We start from the raw sequence: 16,602 nt of genomic DNA, 5'->3' as shown, positions 1-16,602 counted from the left end.
GCAAGGCGCATCGTCGAAGACAGTACGCTAGTACGGCGAGACGATGCAACGCTGCTATGGCGGCTGTGTTAGCCGCTCCAAGCGACATCGTTGACAGGGAGAGAAAACAATGACGCTCAACATGCTGAGCCGCCTGCGGATCGGCCCCAAGCTTTTGCTGGCGCCAGGCGCCGTCCTGCTGTTGCTGGTAATCCTGTCCTGCGGCGCCTATCTCGCGATGGTGCGGCAGAACGACTCGCTGGACGCCATCGTGCAGCAGCGCGCCACCCACATGCGGGCGGCCGCCGACCTCGTCGCCTCCGCCCAGCGCGCGCATGCCCAAGCCTACCAGATCCTGACCTGGATCAGCGGCAGCTTCCCGCGTACCCGGATCGAGCCGCTGGTACAAGACGTTCAACAACAGCAGACTGCCATCGAGCGCGGCTTCGCCAACCTTTCGCGCATGGCCCAGAACAGCCCGGCCCGCTACCGCGACGCCGAGCTGCGCTACGTCGAGCAGGCGGCGTCGGCCTGGCGCCTGTACGAAGGCGCGGTACGCGACGTGATCGATCTGGCCCGCGAGGACCAGTCGGTCAGCGCTACCGCCATGGCCAAGGCCGAGCGCGCGTTCGGCGTGGTGGCGGAACGCCTGGCCGAGCTGTCGCGCCGCGAGCAGGCGCTGTCGGAAGAGGCATCGGACAAGGCTGCCAGCGATTTCAAGAGCATCGCGATCCTGATGCCGATCGTGATCGCGCTGTCGATCGTGGCCTCGCTGGCGATCACGATGGCGGTGCGGCGCTCGCTGCTGGCCGAGATCGGCGCCATCGAGGCAGCCGCCAGCAGCCTGGCCAGCGGCGACCTGACGGTGCGCGCCCGGGTCGACGGCGACGACGAGATCGCGACCACCTCGCGCGCGCTGGACGACAGCATCCGCAACCTGAACCTGTCGCTGCGCACCATCCTCGAGTCGGCGCGTTCGATCGGCTCGGCCTCGCGCGAGATCGCCCTCGGCCGCGCCGGACTGCCGCCGCGCGCCGGCGTCCGCGCCTCGCTCCAGCACACCGCGACCTCGATGCAGGACCTGGCGGCGGTCATGATGGAAACCGCCGATTCGGCGCGCCAGGCCAACCAGCTGGCCGAGGCGGCCAGCAGCGCGGCCCAGCAGGGCGGCAGCGTGGTGCACCGGCTGGTGGCGACGCTGGAAAACGTGCGCCGCTCGGCCGCGCGCCTGGACGAACTCGGCGAAGACATCGAGACCGCCTGCGGCCGCGCCGGCAGCCTGGCGCTCGGCGCGGCCGTCGAGGCGGCCCAGAGCGGCCCGCAGAGCCTGCATTTCGCGCAGGCGGCGTGCGAGGTGCGGGCGCTGGCCGGACGCGCCATGGCGGGCGCCCGCGAGGCGCGTGAACTGGTGCGCGAGACCATGGCGGCGATCGAAGGCGGCACCGGCATCGCGCTCGACGCCGGCGACAGCATGGCGATGCTGACCAGCTCGGTGCAGGCGGTGGGCGACATCGTCAACCGCATCGGCAGCGCCAGCGCCGAGCGTGCCGAAAACCTGGCTGGGGTCAACCAGGCGATCGTCCGCATGGACGAGCTGACCCAGCAGGGCACGCGGATGGTGGAAGATGCGGCGATGGCCGCCCGCACCTTGCAGCAGCAGGCGCTTAGCCTGTCGCAGGCGGTGGCCGCGTTCCGGCTCGACGAAGCCGTGCAGGCCGCGCCGGAGGAGGGCGATGAAGAAGGGGCTGCGGGAGCGTCGGACCGACGCCCCGGCAGCCCCGGGCACCCCTACTTAAGGCTCGCTAGCAGCCGCAGAGGGAAGGACTGACAGTTTCGGGACCTCGAGAAACCGTAGCGAGCAGGGCTCAGTTTGGGTCGAGAAGCGCAGCCGTACTTACGGTACGGCGAGCATCGCAGACCCAAAATGTGCCCGCGCAGTAGGTTTATCGAGGTTCCCTCACTCGTAGTCCTCGATCGGTGCACAACCGCAGAACAGGTTACGGTCGCCGTAGACGTTGTCCGCGCGGCCGACCGGCGGCCAGTACTTGCGCTTGCGCAGCGACGGCACCGGGAAGGCGGCCACTTCGCGCGAGTAGCTGTGCTTCCAGTCGTCGGCGGTGACGACTTCCGCGGTGTGCGGCGCACCCTTCAGCGGGTTGTCCATGCGGTCGTACTCGCCGCGCTCGACCTTCACGATCTCGGCGTGGATGGTGATCATCGCCTCGATGAAGCGGTCCAGCTCGACCTTCGACTCCGACTCGGTCGGCTCGATCATCAGCGTACCCGGCACCGGGAAGCTCATGGTCGGGGCGTGGAAGCCGAAGTCCATCAGGCGCTTGGCCACGTCTTCGTTGCTGATGCCGGTCTTGTCCTGCAGCGGGCGCAGGTCGATGATGCACTCGTGCGCGACCAGGCCGTCGTGGCCGGTGTACAGCACCGGGTAGTGCGGCGCCAGGCGGCGGGCGATGTAGTTGGCGTTCAGGATCGCGGTCTCGGTGGCCGCGGTCAGGCCTTCGGCGCCCATCATCGCGATGTACATCCACGAGATCGGCAGGATCGAGGCCGAGCCGTAAGGCGCGGCGCTCACCGCGCCGATGCCTTGCTCAGTGTTCTCGCCTGCGCGCTGGTAGCCGGTCGATGCCTGGTTCGGCAGGAAGGGCACCAGGTGCGCGCCCACCGCCACCGGACCGACGCCCGGACCGCCGCCGCCGTGCGGGATGCAGAAGGTCTTGTGCAGGTTCAGGTGGCTGACGTCGCCGCCGAACAGGCCCGGACCGGCCACGCCGACCAGCGCATTCATGTTGGCGCCGTCCACATACACCTGGCCGCCGTGCGCGTGCACGATCTCGCACAGTTCCTTGATGCCTTCCTCGAACACGCCGTGCGTCGACGGGTAGGTGACCATCACGCAGGCCAGGTTGGCGCTGTGCTGTTCGGCTTTCTTCTTCAGGTCCGCGAGGTCGACGTTGCCGTTCTCGTCGCAGGCCGTGACCACCACCTGCATGCCGACCATGCTGGCCGATGCCGGGTTGGTGCCGTGCGCCGAGGACGGGATCAGGCAGATGTTGCGGTGGCCTTCGCCGCGCGACTCGTGGTACTTCTTGATGATCAGGAGGCCCGCGTACTCGCCCTGCGAGCCGGCGTTCGGCTGCAGCGACACGCCGGCATAGCCGGTCACGGCGCACAGCATGGCTTCCAGCTGGCCGATCATCTCGCGGTAGCCGACGGTCTGGTCTTCCGGTGCGAACGGGTGGATGTTCGAGAACTCGGGCCAGGTGACCGGGATCATTTCCGAGGTCGAGTTCAGCTTCATCGTGCACGAACCCAGCGGGATCATGGTGCGGTCCAGCGCCAGGTCCTTGTCGGCCAGCGAGCGCAGGTAGCGCAGCATCTCGTGCTCGGCGTGGTAGCGGTGGAAGGTCGGGTGGGTCAGGTAGGCGCTGGTGCGGCTCAGGGCTGCCGGGAAGGCATCCTGCGCATCGCTGTCCAGCGAGTCGAAGTCGACATTCGCCTGCTTGCCGGCGGCATCGCCAAAAATCTTCGCCAGCAGGGCGATCTCGTCGCGGCCGGTGGTCTCGTCCAGCGACAGGCCGACGTGGCGCGCATCGATGCGGCGCAGGTTGACGCCGTTCTCGTAAGCGATGCGGTGGATCTCTTCAGCCTGGTCGGTGATGACGGTCAGGGTGTCGAAATAGGTGTCGTTGACCAGCTGGTAGCCCAGGCTTTGCAGCGAGGCGGCCAGGATGCCGGTGTAGCGGTGCACGCGGCGGGCGATCTGCTCCAGGCCTTTCGGGCCGTGGTAGATCGCGTACATCGAGGCCATCACGGCCAGCAGCACCTGCGCGGTGCAGATGTTCGAGGTCGCCTTTTCGCGGCGGATGTGCTGTTCGCGGGTCTGCAGCGCCAGGCGGAATGCCTTGTTGCCCTGGGCGTCGACGGTGACGCCGGCCAGGCGGCCTGCCATGCTGCGCTTGTAGTCGTCGCGGGTGGCCAGGTAGCCGGCGTGCGGGCCGCCGAAACCGAGCGGCACGCCGAAGCGCTGGCTGTTACCGACCACCACGTCCGCGCCCCATTCGCCCGGCGGGCTCAAGACGGTCAGGGCCAGCAGGTCGGCCGCCACCACGACCATCGCACCCATCGCGTGCAGCTTTTCGCAGGCGTTGCGGTAATCGCGCACGTCGCCGTTCACGCCCGGGTACTGCAGCAGCACGCCGAAGCAGGTCTCTTGCAGGTTCTCGATGTCGGCGGCGGCGATGGTGCGCACTTCGACGCCGATCGGCAGGGCGCGGGTCTGCACCACTTCCAGGGTCTGCGGCAGCACGTCGTCGGCGACGTAGAAGACTTTCGAGGCCGACTTGCCGACGCGCTGGATCAGCGTCATCGCCTCGGCGGCGGCGGTGCCTTCGTCCAGCATCGAGGCGTTCGCGATGCCCATGCCGGTCAGGTCGGTGATCACCTGCTGGAAGTTCAGGATCGCTTCCAGGCGGCCCTGCGAGATCTCCGGCTGGTAAGGCGTGTAGGCGGTGTACCAGGCCGGGTTTTCGAAGATGTTGCGCAGGATGACAGGCGGGGTGTAGGTGCCGTAGTAGCCCTGGCCGATCATCGACTTCATGACCTTGTTCTGCGAGGCGATGCTCTTCAGCTTCGCCAGCGCGGCCTGCTCGGGCAGCGGATCGAAGAACTGGCCCAGGTCCAGCTTGTCCTTGCGGCGGATGTTGGCGGGAACGACGGCATCGATCAGGGCGGCGCGGCTCTGGTAGCCGAGGACGGACAGCATGGCTGCCTGTTCGGCGTCGGACGGACCGATGTGGCGCGGGATGAAGCCATCACGTGCTTCGAGTTGGGTCAGGCTGGTGCGGGTCATGATAAGAGGCGGAAAAAGGAGGGAGTCGGGCTACTACGTACGTCGTTCCCGCGGAGGCGGGAACCCAAGTTTGGCTGGAGCCGACGCGGTTCATGCAGAACTTGGGTCCCCGCCTGCGCGGGGACGACGGGGTGGCTTATCAGCCTTCGGTGGTCTTGCCGTAAGCAGCAGCGTCCAGCAGGCCGTTGATCGCGGCCGGGTCGCTCGGCTGCAGCTTGAACAGCCAGGCGCCGTAGGCGTCGGCGTTGATCGAATCCGGGGCGTCGGCGGTCGCCTGGTTGACGGCGGTGACGGTGCCCGAGACCGGTGCGTAGATGTCGCTGGCGGCCTTGACCGATTCCACCACGGCGGCGTCGTCGCCGGCGGTGAAGGTCTTGCCGACCTGCGGCAGTTCGACGAACACGATGTCGCCCAGCGCGTCCTGCGCGTACTCGGTGATGCCGACGGTCAGGGTGCCGTCAGTTTCTTGACGGACCCACTCGTGGGACTCGGTGTATTTCAGGTCGGCTGGGATGTTCATGCATGGCTCCTAATGGATAGAGAGATGAGGCGGTAAGTATACGTTGTTCTTGTCTGTGTGGCGCTGTCAGGAAGCCAGCACTTTGCCGTTGCGCACGAACGGCAGCTTGACCACCGAGGCGGCCAGTTTCTTGTCGCGGATTTCGACGTGCACGGTGTCGCCGACCTGCGCCTCGACCGGCACACGCGCCAGTGCGATCGCCTGCTGCATGCTCGGGCTGAAGGTGCCGCTGGTTATTTCGCCGGCATTGCCGGAGGCCGCGATGACCTTCTGGTGGGCGCGCAGGATGCCGCCTTTTTCGCGCAGGATCAGGCCGACGAAGTTCTGCTGCTGGCCCTTGGCGAGCAGGGCTGCCTTGCCGATGAAGTCGCGCTCGGCGACCAGGTCGACGGTCCAGGCCAGGCCGGCGTCGAGCGGGGAGACGTTGTCGTCCATGTCCTGGCCGTACAGGTTCATGCCGGCTTCCAGGCGCAGCGTGTCGCGCGCGCCCAGGCCGGCGGGCTTGACGCCGGCGGCGGCCAGCGCATTCCACAGCGCTTCGGCCTGCGTGGCCGGGACGCCGATCTCGAAGCCGTCTTCGCCGGTGTAGCCGGTGCGCGCCACCATGACTTCGCCGAACGGGGTGTCGTTCACGATCGTGACGTTGAAGGGTTTCATCTCGCTCGATGCGGCCTGGGTGCCCGGCAGCACCTGCCAGACCTTGGCGCGGGCATTCGGGCCCTGCACGGCGATCAGGGCGATGCCATCGTCGGACAGATCCGCACGGCGCGGCGTGATCGTCAGGCCGCTGTTGGTGGCGTCGTTCTGCTGACGGATCCAGGCGATGTCCTTCTCGGCGGTGCCGGCGTTGACCACCAGGCGGAACCAGTCTTCGCGGAAGAAGTAGACGATCAGGTCGTCGATCACGCCGCCTTCCGGATTCAGCATGCAGGAGTAGAGGGCCTTGCCGGCCACCTGCAGCTTGTCGACGTTGTTGGCCAGCAGGCCGCGCAGGAACGGACGGACATTCGCGCCGTGCAGGTCGACCACGCACATGTGGGAGACGTCGAACATGCCGGCGTCAAGGCGCACGGCATTGTGTTCTTCGATCTGGGAACCGTAGTTGACGGGCATGTCCCAGCCGCCAAAGTCGACCATCTTGGCGCCGGATGCGCGGTGTACGGAGTTGAGCGGCGTCGCTTTGAGCGTCATGGCGTGAGATCCTCGGACAGGTAAATAGGGTTACGGCATACGGCTTGCGCACGCATGCAGTTCGCACCCCTCTGTCCTCGGTACCTGAGAGATAGCGGCGCGTTGCCGCCTGCCCCTTCGGTGGGCTCACCAAGAGCCGCTCTCCAGAGTTGGTCCGCAGCCGCGGCATCGTGCTTTTCACGTGCTTCAGCGCGTCCCCCGACCGGTCCGGTTGCCTGAGAGTTTTCGGGTGATGCCCCTTCGGCGGCAGCCTGCGCTGCGCTCTCCCGGTCAAGACTGCGAAGGATATGCGAGGCGTGGTGGGAAGTCAATTCGAAAGCGGGGAAAGCCGGGAAGAGGCAGGCGCGCACTATTGCAGTGCGTCACCATAGGGAAAAAAGCGTGTTTTGTTACACTTACTCCACGACTTTGTCACAGAAGAGAGCCCACGATGAGCGAAGATCAAGCAAAACAGCAAAAAGAGGCGTGGTTCACGCTGTCCGGTGACGTCAACAGCGACATGGTGCATCGCGTGTTCGAAGCCGTTTCGATGATGACCGAGGATGGCATCGAGACCGCGCACGTGCTGGTGCAGTCGAACGGCGGCTATGTCAGCGACGGCCTGTGCCTGTATAACTTCCTGGCGAATGCGCCGGTCGAGTTCGTGATGTACAACGGCGGCGCGGTGGCCTCGATCGCGGTGATCCTGTTCCTGTCCGGCACCCGCCGCTATGCCAGCGAAACCGCGCGCTTCATGATCCACAAGTCGCATGCGACCGCTTCGCCGGGCTCGCGTCCGGACGCCCTCAACATCATCGTCGAAGGCCTGCGCGCCGACGACGCCCGCACCGAGTCGATCCTGCGCAAGCACATCGAACTGACGCCGGAACAGTGGGGCATCCACCAGTACGGCGACCTGCACCTGAACGGCCGCGACGCCAAGACCGCCGGCCTGGTCAACGACGTCCGCGACTTCGCGCCGCCGAAGGGCGCGCCGCTGCGCAATATCTGAGTCCGACTGCGCGGCTGCGGCCGCGCTTCGCGGCTGTCCGAACTCCCGCCATAACAAGACAGGGCCTGGAACGGTTTCCCGCCCAGGCCCTGCTGCTGTCATTGAATTCCGAATACGGGTTTAGCGGTTGCCGCCGCGGCTGCCGCCCGAGCGCGAACCCGAGCCCGACGACTGCTTGTTGCCGTCGTTCTTGTGGCTTTGACGGCCTGCTTCGGCGTGCTGCTCCGGGGTGCCGCCGCGGGTGCCACCCGAGCCGCCCGAACGCGAGCCCGAACCCGAACCCGACTGTTTGTTGGCGTCGTTCTTGTGGCTTTGACGGCCAGCTTCTGCGTGCTGCTGGCGCGAGCCGCCCTGGGTACCCGATTTGCTGTTGTTAGCCATGATCATTCCTTTCAATTATTGGAAATGTCCTGCTTACCGAAGCGTCGCTGAAACATTGGAAATCAGTAGCGTTTCCGGTAGAGCAATAATGCAAGCCCGGCAGTAGATGTGGTATCGGATCACGGCGTGAGGCATTGTAGGAGATATACCTACAGTCAAAGAATAAATCCTCTGCAAATATTGCTATGACGCGATATATATGCTTTGCGGAACTTGAGATGCGCCGTTAAGTGCAGTTGCGTATTGTTGAGTTAACTCTGCATTAGCATATTCATTCCTTCCTCTTTGGGCGCGTGCGGCACGCGTGGCCACACGGGTTTTTCGCTTTCCGCCATCGCCTGCAGATATTGGTTGCCATGTGGCAATTATGTGCCACAATATATGCAGGCAATCCATGCACCCACCGTCCACCATGTCATCGAGCCGAGTCCAGAGTCCGGCAGCGCGCCAGGCCGCCTCCACGCAGCAGGCGGCGCTGGACGCGCTCGCGGCTATTGCTGCCGACCAGTTCAAGGAGCAGCTGACGCCGATGATCGCCCGCTTCGGCGCGGCCCTGGCGGACCTCAGCCAGCCGGGCCTGGACACGCGCGAGGTCTACCGCCGCGTCCGTTCCAGCAAGCTGCTGAAGGAAAACGGCTACGCCTTCTTCCATCTGGCCAGTACCGGCTTCGAACGGGCGCTGCGCCGGGAACTCGAAGGTCTGCAGCCGCAGGGCGCCGCGCAGAAGGCGCTGCCGGCTTCGCTCAGCCTGGTCCCGCTCGAGGTCATGGACAGCAAGGTCGCCTTCGGCGCCATCACCCGGCCCTTCGACATCGCCCATTCGGAGCCGCTGGCGACCCTCTCGGTCCGGCTCGGCCTCCTGCTCAACAAGGGCGTGCTGCGCGGCGACGCCAATCCCTTCCGTCCCGAAGTCTTCCTGAAAGCCCTGGAAGAAGCCTGGCGCGAGTTCGAGCCGGAAGAAGAGTCGCATGCGCTGATCCTGGAACTGCTGCGTCCCGAGCTGGTATTCGATTTCGCGCCCCTCTACGAAGCCCTGGTCGAGGGCCTGACCCGCAAGGATGGGCAGCCGGGCTCGATCGAAGCCTTGCGCATCCAGAAGACCGACGACGCGGCCGCGGCACGCGCCGCACGCGCCGGCGGCAAGGCGGCGCTGGCCGAGCAGCTGCGCAAGCTGTTCGGCGACGACGACTGCGGCCTGCCCGATCTGCCGCTGATCCCCGAGCTGCCGGCGATGCCGTCCGGTAGCGGCGGCTGGCGGCCCAGTGGGGCGGCCGGGTTTGCAGCGGTGCCGGCACTGGCAACAGCAGAGCAGGGCGCGACGCAAGCCGCGGCGGTGCAGCCGGTTTCGTCGGCGCAGTCGGGCGGCGGCGGCTTGTTCGCGGGCGCTGCCTCAATAGCCGGCGCGCCAGTGGCCGGTGCTGCGCCCAGCGCCGCTTTTGTCGCGAGCGCCTCGGCCGACGGCTATCCCGCAGCGCCGGGCGGGAGCGTGGCCGCCGCTGGCTTCGTGCCCGCCGCCGGATTTGCGACCGCCGGCCTGCCGCCGATCCCCGGCTTACCGCACGATGCGCCGCTGCTGGCCCCAGGCCAGGTCGCACCGCTGCTGGACCTGCTGGCCCGCATCGAACCAGGCCTGCAGGCGCAAGGACAGGTGCAAGGTGCTGCGCAGGACAGTACGCAAAGCCCGGTGGCCGCCGGCGCACTGCCGCACAACGTCTTCTACCTGCCGCGCTTCGCCCAGAGCCTGCCCAAGGGCAGCCTCTCGCGCGGCGACGAAAGCACGCTCGGCCTGCTGTCGCGCGTGTTCGAAACCGTGCTGCTCGACGACAGCATCCCGCCCCAGACCCGCGAACTGCTGCGCGTGCTGCAGGTGCCGGTGCTGAAGGCGGCCCTGCTCGACAAGAACTTCTTCTTCGAGGAAGCGCATCCGGCGCGGCGCCTGGTCGACCTGCTGTCGCGCATGGGCTGGGAGCAGCGCAAGGACGCCGCCGACCCGCTGTTCGAGGTCATGCAGCGCAGCGTCGAACGGGTCGGCGAGGCCCAGCCGAACGCCTTCGCCGAGGCGGTGGCCGAGCTGGAAGCCGGCATCGCCGCGGAGGAGACGGCCCAGCAGGAAGCGATGGCCGGCCCGGTGGCCAGCGCCCTGAAACAGGAAAAGCTGCAGGTCGCGAGCCGCGCCGCGCGTGACGCGGTCGCGCTGCGGGTCCGGGCCGGCGAGGTCGAACAGGTGGTCAGCGGCTTCCTCGAGCAGCGCTGGACCACGGTCATGACCTTCGCCTACAGCATCGAGGGCGAGAAGCCGGGTGCGGTCGGGAATGCCACCCGCGCGATGGATGAGCTGATCTGGAGCGTCAAGCCGAAACAGACGCAGGAACAGCGCAAGGCCCTGATCGCCAAGCTGCCGCGCCTGCTGCAGACGCTGAACAAATGGCTGGACGCGATCCGCTGGCAGGACGCCGAGCGCCTGCAGTTCTTCGCCCGCCTGGCCGAATGCCACGCCTCGATCGTGCGGGCGCCGATCGAACTGTCGCCGGAACGCCAACTGGAGCTGGCGGTCGAAGCCGCGCAGCAGGATGCGCTGCGCCGGGTCGAGCTGGAGCAGGCTGCGGCCGAGCAGGAAGCCGCGCGCCGCCAGGCGATCTCGCCGGTGGACGGCCTGGAACGCGGCATGTGGTTCGAGTTCAGGACGCCGGATGAGAGGCGCAAGGTCAAGCTGGCCTGGGTCAGCCCGCTGCGCACGCTCTTCATCTTCTCCGGCGCCGGCCGGCGCGAAGCCTTCTCGCTGTCGGCCGAGAAGCTGGCCGAACTGCTGCACGCCGGCGGCGCGCGCGTGCTGGCGATCGACGGCGTGGTCGGCCAGGTGCTGTCGGAGGCGATGGCGCAGGGGGCGGTCAACGATGCGTCCGTAAAGGCCGCGGCCGCCTGAACGATTGCGGTATAGTCGAGCCGTCAGCAACCCCGGCTACGCGCAGCTTCCGACATGATCTGGTGGTCCCATCTCTCCGCCCTGGGCGGCCTGAACGTCACCGCATTGCTTGCCGTCGCCATCGCCGCGTGGCTGGTCGGCGCGCGTTCCTGGCGGCTGGCGCTGGCCTGGTGCCTGCTGTTCGGCGCCGCGCTGCTGATCGCCGTGGCCAGCCAGATGGCCTTCCTCGGTTGGGGCATCGGCGTGCGTTCCCTCGAATTCACCGGCTTTTCCGGCCATGCCACGCGCGCCGCGGCGGTGTTTCCGGTCGCGCTGTTCCTGCTGCTGGAAAGGCGCGGACTGCGGCGCGAGGACCGGCGCAGCGAAGCGCGGCCGGGCGGGCAGGACCGCCGCACCAGCAGCTGGCTGCGCGCCGCGGTGCTGGCCGGTGCGGTTCTGGCCATCGCCGTGGCCTTTGCCCGGGTCAAGGTCGGCGCCCATTCGGCCAGCGAGGCGGCGGCCGGCTGCGTGCTGGGCCTGGCCTGCGCCGGCCTCTTCATCGCCCACACCCGCGCCACGCGCGACCGCTCGCCCCAGCCGCTGCTGCTCGGCCTGCTGGCGGCGACCCTGCTGCTGCCGCGCGCCGACCCCATCAATTCCCACCAATGGCTGACTGCGGCGGCGCTCAAGCTGTCCGGCAGCGACCGGGTCTGGCTGCGCAGCGGCTGGCAGCCGGCGCGGGGCCCTTACGTGCCGCCGTGCGCGCCGCAAAAACGCCGTTTCGAGGTGCTTTGTACCTGACCAGCTCAAGGGACGGCGGCGATGCGGCCCTGGCGCTGCAGCAGGCCCTTTGCCACCTCGAGCGCCTCGCTTGGCGCCGCCGGGACGTCCGGCAGCACGCCGCTGCCTTCCCAGTTGCCGTGGGTGATCGGGCTGATGCTGCGGGCGCCCGGTATCGAGGCGCTGAAATGGTCGCCGAGGCGCCAGGGCATGGTCGGATGGGCGCCGCCCCAGGTCCGTTCGCCGATCACGGTGGCGCGTTTCAAGGCCTGCATCGTGTACGTGAAATCCTCGCCGGCGGAGGCAGTGCGAGGTCCGGCCAGGATCAGGACCGGCTTCCTGCCGCCATAGCGTTTGCCGTCGAGCTTGTCCTGCGTCCAGAGCTGCAGCGTCTCCCCGGACGCGCGTTCCCAGATGTCGTTCAGCCGGGTGCGCTGGTCGACGAAATAGCTGATCAGCAAAGCCACAGACAGGGGCGTGCCGCCGCGGTTGTCGCGCATGTCGATGATGAGGGCATCGGTATCGGCGAGCTTGTTCATCGCCGCCGCGTATTTTTCGGCCGTCAGGTAGGGCGGCGGAAATCCCGAGATCTTCAGGTAGCCGATGTTCGGGCTCATTCGAACGGCCTTCTCGACGCCGAAGGTCTGCATGCTGCGCCTGACCCGGTCTATCCAGCGCATGAAGCCATTGCCGTCCTCGCGCGGCGCCTCCAGTGCTGCGAGCCGCGATATGGAGGGCAGCGGCGGCTGGGGCGGCAGGGGATCGGGACTGAACCTGACTCGCATATGCAGGTCGTGCGTCACCGAAGCCACGTCCGCGTCGAGCCGTGCGGCGAATTCCGTGCCGCTGGCGATGCCGTCGTAAGCGCCGTCTTTCTGGCGCTCACGCAACAGTTTCTCGACCTGCTTCGCCTTGTCCGGGAAGACGTAATACCGGTTCAGGCCGGTCACCAGCGCATCGATGGTCTGTGCGCGCATGGCGCCGTCGACTGTGATGCCGGGACGGCGCGTGGCGGCGAACACGGCGAACAATGCCAGCAATAACAAAGAAGGTATGACCAGCCATTTCTTTTTCATGGTTCTCCTCGTATGGGTTGGCAATGGGCTCGTCAGCAGCATTGCATTCGTCGGCGGAGCAATATTGCGAAATTAGCATAGCATGCATAATTGCCATGTTCTAGCAAATTATTTGCTGGTAGGGCGAGGGTGGACAGGATAGGGACGGGAGGGAAAACGTTGACGCTGCACAGAATGGACAGCTCGGGCCAGCGCGAACGCAATAGCAGAAAACAAGGTCAAATCTTGGCCGCAAAGCAAGAACCAAGGTATGATGCTGTTTTCAGCAGCCCCTCTTCGACCCTGAGCAAACGTGCGTCTATCCTCCATCAAATTGTCGGGATTTAAGTCTTTCGTCGATCCCACCAATTTCCAGGTGCCGGGACAGCTGGTCGGCGTGGTCGGTCCGAACGGATGCGGCAAGTCGAACATCATCGATGCCGTGCGCTGGGTGTTGGGCGAATCGAAAGCCTCCGAGCTGCGCGGCGAGTCGATGCAGGACGTGATCTTCAACGGCTCCACCCACCGCAAGCCGGCCGGGCGCGCCTCGGTCGAGCTGGTGTTCGATAACAGCGCCGGCAAGGCCGCCGGGCAGTGGGGGCAGTACGCCGAGATCGCCGTCAAGCGCACGCTGACGCGCGACGGCACTTCGACCTATTACATCAACGGCCAGCCGGTGCGGCGGCGCGACATCCAGGACATCTTCCTCGGCACCGGCCTCGGTCCGCGCGCCTACGCCATCATCGGCCAGGGCATGATCTCGCGCATCATCGAATCGCGCCCCGAGGAGCTGCGCGTGTTCCTGGAAGAGGCGGCCGGGGTTTCGAAGTACAAGGAGCGGCGCCGCGAAACCGAAAACCGCCTGGCCGACACGCGCGAGAACCTGACCCGCGTCGAAGACATCCTGCGCGAGCTGAACGCCAACCTGGAAAAGCTGGAGGCGCAAGCCGCGGTGGCGAACCGCTTCCACCAGCTGCAGGCCGACCAGGAAGAAAAGCAGAAGCTGCTCTGGCTGCTGCGCAAGAACGAGGCCAAGGCCGAGCAGGCGCGCTGGTTCCTCGAGATGGAACAGGCCCAGACCGGCCTCGAAGAACAGAACGCGAAGATGCGCCACCTCGAGCTGGAACTGGAGCGCATGCGCCAGGCCCACTTCGAAACCGGCGACCGCCTGCACGCGGCCCAGGGCGCGCTGTACCAGACCAATTCCGAGATCGGCAGCCTGGAAGCGCAGATCAAGTTCGTGGTCGAGTCGCGCACGCGCCTGCAGAACCAGATCGGCACGCTCACCGCCCAGCGCGAACAGTGGCTGAACCAGGCGCGCGATACCCAGGAACAGATCGAGGAAGCGGAATACCGTCTCGAAGAACTGGCCGCGCGCGTGGAAGGCGCGCAGATCGCGGTCGAAGTGCAGAACGAGCGGCTGCCCGAACTCGATGCCGCCTGGCGCGCCGCGCAGGAAAAGACCACCGAATCGCGCGCCCGCATCATGCAGGTCCAGCAGCGCATCGAGCTCGCGTCGGCGCACCAGCGCAATGCCTCGAACATCCTGGCCACGCTGGCAACGCGCCGCGAACGCCTGCAGCAGGAGCGCGGCAACCTGAACCTGCCGGACGCCGGCCACCTCGACAATCTGCGCATGCAGCTGGAAGAAAAACAGCTGCAGCTGGAAGAGCAGAACCTGTTATTGGAGGAGGCGGCCAGCCGCCAGGAATCCAGCGAGCAGGAACGCCGCGCGGCGCACAGCGCCGTCCAGCAGGAGAGCGCCGCCAACGCCAAGCTCGAAGCGCGCCTGTCGGCCCTGCGCCAGCTGCAGGAGCGCGTGCAGACCCAGGGCAAGGTCCAGCCCTGGCTGCAGAAGCATGAACTCGACAAGCTGCCGCGCCTGTGGCAAAAGCTCGACATCGAAACCGGCTGGGAGACCGCGCTGGAGTCCGTCCTGCGCGAGCGCACCGGCGCGCTCGAGATCTCGAACCTGGACTGGGCGCGCGGCTTCTTCGGCGATGCGCCGCCAGCCCGCATGGCCGTGTACACGCCGTCCACCAGCGCACCCGCGCAGCCGGCCGCGCACGGCCTGAAGACTTTCGCCAGCCTGCTGAAGCTGAACGACCCGGGCCTGCGCGGCCTGCTCGACGACTGGCTGCACGAAGTCTACGTTGCCGACGATCCCGGCGCGGCCCTGGCCCAGCGCGACCGCCTGCCGCCGGGCGGCTGCTTCGTCACGCCGCACGGCCATATCGTCAGCCGTTCCAGCGTGCGCTTCTACGCCGCCGATGCCGAGCAGGATGGGGTGCTAGCGCGCCAGCACGAGATCGACAACATCGGCAAACAGCTGCGCGCCCAGGCCCTGCTGCTGGACGAGGCGCGCACCCGTGCGACCCGCGCGGACGCGCTTGTGACCGACCTGCAGCGCCGTCTGCAGGAAGGCCGCCAGAAGGTCGCGACCCTGCAGCGCGAGACCCACGCGCTGCAGATCGAGATCGTCAAGCAGGCCGAGGTCGAGGCGCGCTTCAACCAGAGGAGCGGCCAGATTTCTGCGGACCTCGACGAGATCGCGGCCCAGGAATCCGAGCAGCGCCAGGCCCGGATGGAAGCCGAAGCGCAGTTCGAAGAGCTGGACATGGAACTGGCCGAGCTGCAGGGCACGCACGAGGATGGCCAGACCGCCTTCCTCGACAAGGAACGCGCCTTGAACGAAGCGCGCGACCGGCTGCGCGAGCTGGAACGCGCGGCCCAGGAAGCGGTATTCGCCGAAAAGACCCAGCGCACCCGCATCGAAGAGCTGCGCCGCACGATCGCCACCGCCAACCAGCAGGCCGAGCAGGTCCTGGAAAGTATCGGCGCCGGCAAAATGGAACTCGAAGCGATCGAATCCGGCACCGCCGCCGAAGGCCTGCAGGAATTGCTGGCGCGCCGCACCGCGCAGGAGCAGGCCTTGAGCGATGCGCGCCACGAACTCGACCAGCTGACGCAGCAATTGCGGGCGGCCGAGGAAGCGCGCATGACGGCCGAGCGCAGCCTGCAGCCGCAGCGCGAGCGTATCACCGAGATGCAGCTGAAGGAGCAGGCCGCGCGCCTGAACCAGGAACAGTTTGCCGAAGCCCTGAGCGCCACCGGCGCGGTCGAATCCGAACTGCAGGACAAGCTGCAGCCGGACATGAAGCCGCAATACCTGCAGGGCGAGGTGACGCGCCTGACGAACGCCATCACCGCCCTCGGCGCGGTGAACCTGGCCGCGGTCGAGGAACTGGCCCAGGCCACCGAGCGCAAGCGCTTCCTCGATTCGCAAAACGCCGACCTGCAGGAAGCGATCGCCACGCTGGAAGGCGCGATCGGCCGCATCGACCGCGAATCGCGCGACCTGCTGCAGGACACCTTCGACCGCGTCAACGCCAACTTCTCGGAACTGTTCCCGATCCTGTTCGGCGGCGGCACCGCCAAGCTGGTGATGACCGGCGAAGAGATCCTCGACGCCGGCGTGCAGGTCATGGCCCAACCACCGGGCAAGAAGAACGCCACCATCCACCTGCTGTCCGGCGGCGAAAAGGCGCTCACCGCCACCGCGCTGGTGTTCTCGATGTTCCGCCTGAATCCCGCGCCGTTCTGCCTGCTCGACGAGGTCGACGCGCCGCTGGACGACGCCAATACCGAGCGCTTCTGCCGCATGGTCAAGCGCATGTCGGACCATACCCAGTTCCTCTTCATCTCGCACAACAAGATCGCGATGGAGATGGCCAATCAATTGATCGGTGTGACGATGCAGGAGCAGGGCGTGTCGCGCATCGTCGCGGTGGATATGGAGTCGGCGGCCGAGCTGGCCGCGGCATAGGTGAAATGCTATCTAATTGATAGCGACGATTAATTTCTATAATGCAAGCCGGCTAGGAATAATGCTATCTCCATTTGCGAATTGATAGGTAGTATTTATGAGTAGTCTGCATT

General features: G+C 66.7%; 10 protein-coding genes and 2 riboswitches. Of the genes, 5 read left to right on the top strand and 5 right to left on the bottom strand.

The annotated features are described in order from the left end of the window. Window positions 1-109: 109 nt before the first annotated feature. On the top strand, window positions 110-1,807 hold the full coding sequence (locus tag NX782_RS00550; RefSeq protein WP_258843527.1) for a methyl-accepting chemotaxis protein: 1,698 nt from the start codon (window positions 110-112) through the stop codon (window positions 1,805-1,807). A gap of 129 nt (window positions 1,808-1,936) precedes the next feature. Here NX782_RS00550 and gcvP read toward each other — a convergent pair whose 3' ends face one another. The 3 genes from gcvP to gcvT all read right to left on the bottom strand — a co-directional run bounded on the left by gcvP (window position 1,937) and on the right by gcvT (window position 6,554). Beyond that, the gene (gene gcvP / locus NX782_RS00545) at window positions 1,937-4,843 is read right to left on the bottom strand and encodes an aminomethyl-transferring glycine dehydrogenase (RefSeq protein ID WP_258843526.1); all 2,907 of its coding nucleotides are present in this window, start codon (window positions 4,841-4,843) and stop codon (window positions 1,937-1,939) included. A gap of 139 nt (window positions 4,844-4,982) precedes the next feature. Continuing rightward, window positions 4,983-5,363: a glycine cleavage system protein GcvH gene (gcvH, locus tag NX782_RS00540; protein ID WP_258843525.1), complete on the bottom strand. Its 381-nt coding sequence runs from the start codon at window positions 5,361-5,363 to the stop codon at window positions 4,983-4,985. Between the two features lie 66 nt (window positions 5,364-5,429). Further along, entirely contained in the window at window positions 5,430-6,554 is a 1,125-nt protein-coding gene (gene gcvT / locus NX782_RS00535; RefSeq protein WP_258843524.1) for a glycine cleavage system aminomethyltransferase GcvT, read from the bottom strand. 61 nt (window positions 6,555-6,615) lie between these two features. After that, a riboswitch (glycine riboswitch) is annotated at window positions 6,616-6,711 on the bottom strand. Window positions 6,712-6,747: 36 nt separating this feature from the next. Next, window positions 6,748-6,833, bottom strand: a riboswitch (glycine riboswitch). 151 nt (window positions 6,834-6,984) lie between these two features. On the opposite strand from gcvT, the gene NX782_RS00530 reads away from it, so the two are divergent. After that, window positions 6,985-7,545, top strand: a complete 561-nt coding sequence (locus NX782_RS00530; protein WP_258843523.1) for an ATP-dependent Clp protease proteolytic subunit — start codon at window positions 6,985-6,987, stop codon at window positions 7,543-7,545. Window positions 7,546-7,665: 120 nt separating this feature from the next. Here the strand turns inward: NX782_RS00530 and NX782_RS00525 are convergent, their stop codons facing one another. Continuing rightward, on the bottom strand, window positions 7,666-7,926 hold the full coding sequence (locus tag NX782_RS00525) for a hypothetical protein (RefSeq protein WP_258843522.1): 261 nt from the start codon (window positions 7,924-7,926) through the stop codon (window positions 7,666-7,668). Between the two features lie 394 nt (window positions 7,927-8,320). Between NX782_RS00525 and NX782_RS00520 the strand changes: the two genes are divergently transcribed. Together NX782_RS00520 and NX782_RS00515 are read left to right on the top strand one after the other, a co-directional pair. Continuing rightward, window positions 8,321-10,849, top strand: a complete 2,529-nt coding sequence (locus NX782_RS00520; RefSeq protein WP_258843521.1) for a DUF1631 family protein — start codon at window positions 8,321-8,323, stop codon at window positions 10,847-10,849. A gap of 54 nt (window positions 10,850-10,903) precedes the next feature. Beyond that, window positions 10,904-11,629, top strand: coding sequence for a phosphatase PAP2 family protein (locus NX782_RS00515; protein WP_258843520.1), 726 nt, complete (start codon window positions 10,904-10,906; stop codon window positions 11,627-11,629). 5 nt (window positions 11,630-11,634) lie between these two features. Here the strand turns inward: NX782_RS00515 and NX782_RS00510 are convergent, their stop codons facing one another. Beyond that, window positions 11,635-12,684, bottom strand: a complete 1,050-nt coding sequence (locus NX782_RS00510) for a S41 family peptidase (protein ID WP_258843519.1) — start codon at window positions 12,682-12,684, stop codon at window positions 11,635-11,637. A 292-nt stretch (window positions 12,685-12,976) separates the two neighbouring features. On the opposite strand from NX782_RS00510, the gene smc reads away from it, so the two are divergent. Then, window positions 12,977-16,489, top strand: a complete 3,513-nt coding sequence (smc, locus tag NX782_RS00505) for a chromosome segregation protein SMC (RefSeq protein ID WP_258843518.1) — start codon at window positions 12,977-12,979, stop codon at window positions 16,487-16,489. Window positions 16,490-16,602 lie beyond the last annotated feature (113 nt).

Origin of the sequence: Massilia norwichensis (assembly GCF_024753245.1) — a bacterium.
GTDB classification, from domain to species: Bacteria; Pseudomonadota; Gammaproteobacteria; order Burkholderiales; family Burkholderiaceae_D; genus Telluria; species Telluria norwichensis.
Note: the sequence above shows the minus strand (reverse complement) of the source record. Positions and strands in the feature narration are given on the sequence as shown.

Coding starts and splice junctions, on each gene's coding strand:
- NX782_RS00515 (WP_258843520.1), top strand. CDS start 10,904: ATGATCTGGTGGTCCCATCTCTCCGCCCTGGGCGGCCTGAACGTCACC.
- NX782_RS00525 (WP_258843522.1), bottom strand. CDS start 7,926: ATGGCTAACAACAGCAAATCGGGTACCCAGGGCGGCTCGCGCCAGCAG.
- gcvH (WP_258843525.1), bottom strand. CDS start 5,363: ATGAACATCCCAGCCGACCTGAAATACACCGAGTCCCACGAGTGGGTC.
- NX782_RS00510 (WP_258843519.1), bottom strand. CDS start 12,684: ATGAAAAAGAAATGGCTGGTCATACCTTCTTTGTTATTGCTGGCATTG.
- NX782_RS00520 (WP_258843521.1), top strand. CDS start 8,321: ATGCACCCACCGTCCACCATGTCATCGAGCCGAGTCCAGAGTCCGGCA.
- gcvT (WP_258843524.1), bottom strand. CDS start 6,554: ATGACGCTCAAAGCGACGCCGCTCAACTCCGTACACCGCGCATCCGGC.
- NX782_RS00550 (WP_258843527.1), top strand. CDS start 110: ATGACGCTCAACATGCTGAGCCGCCTGCGGATCGGCCCCAAGCTTTTG.
- gcvP (WP_258843526.1), bottom strand. CDS start 4,843: ATGACCCGCACCAGCCTGACCCAACTCGAAGCACGTGATGGCTTCATC.
- NX782_RS00530 (WP_258843523.1), top strand. CDS start 6,985: ATGAGCGAAGATCAAGCAAAACAGCAAAAAGAGGCGTGGTTCACGCTG.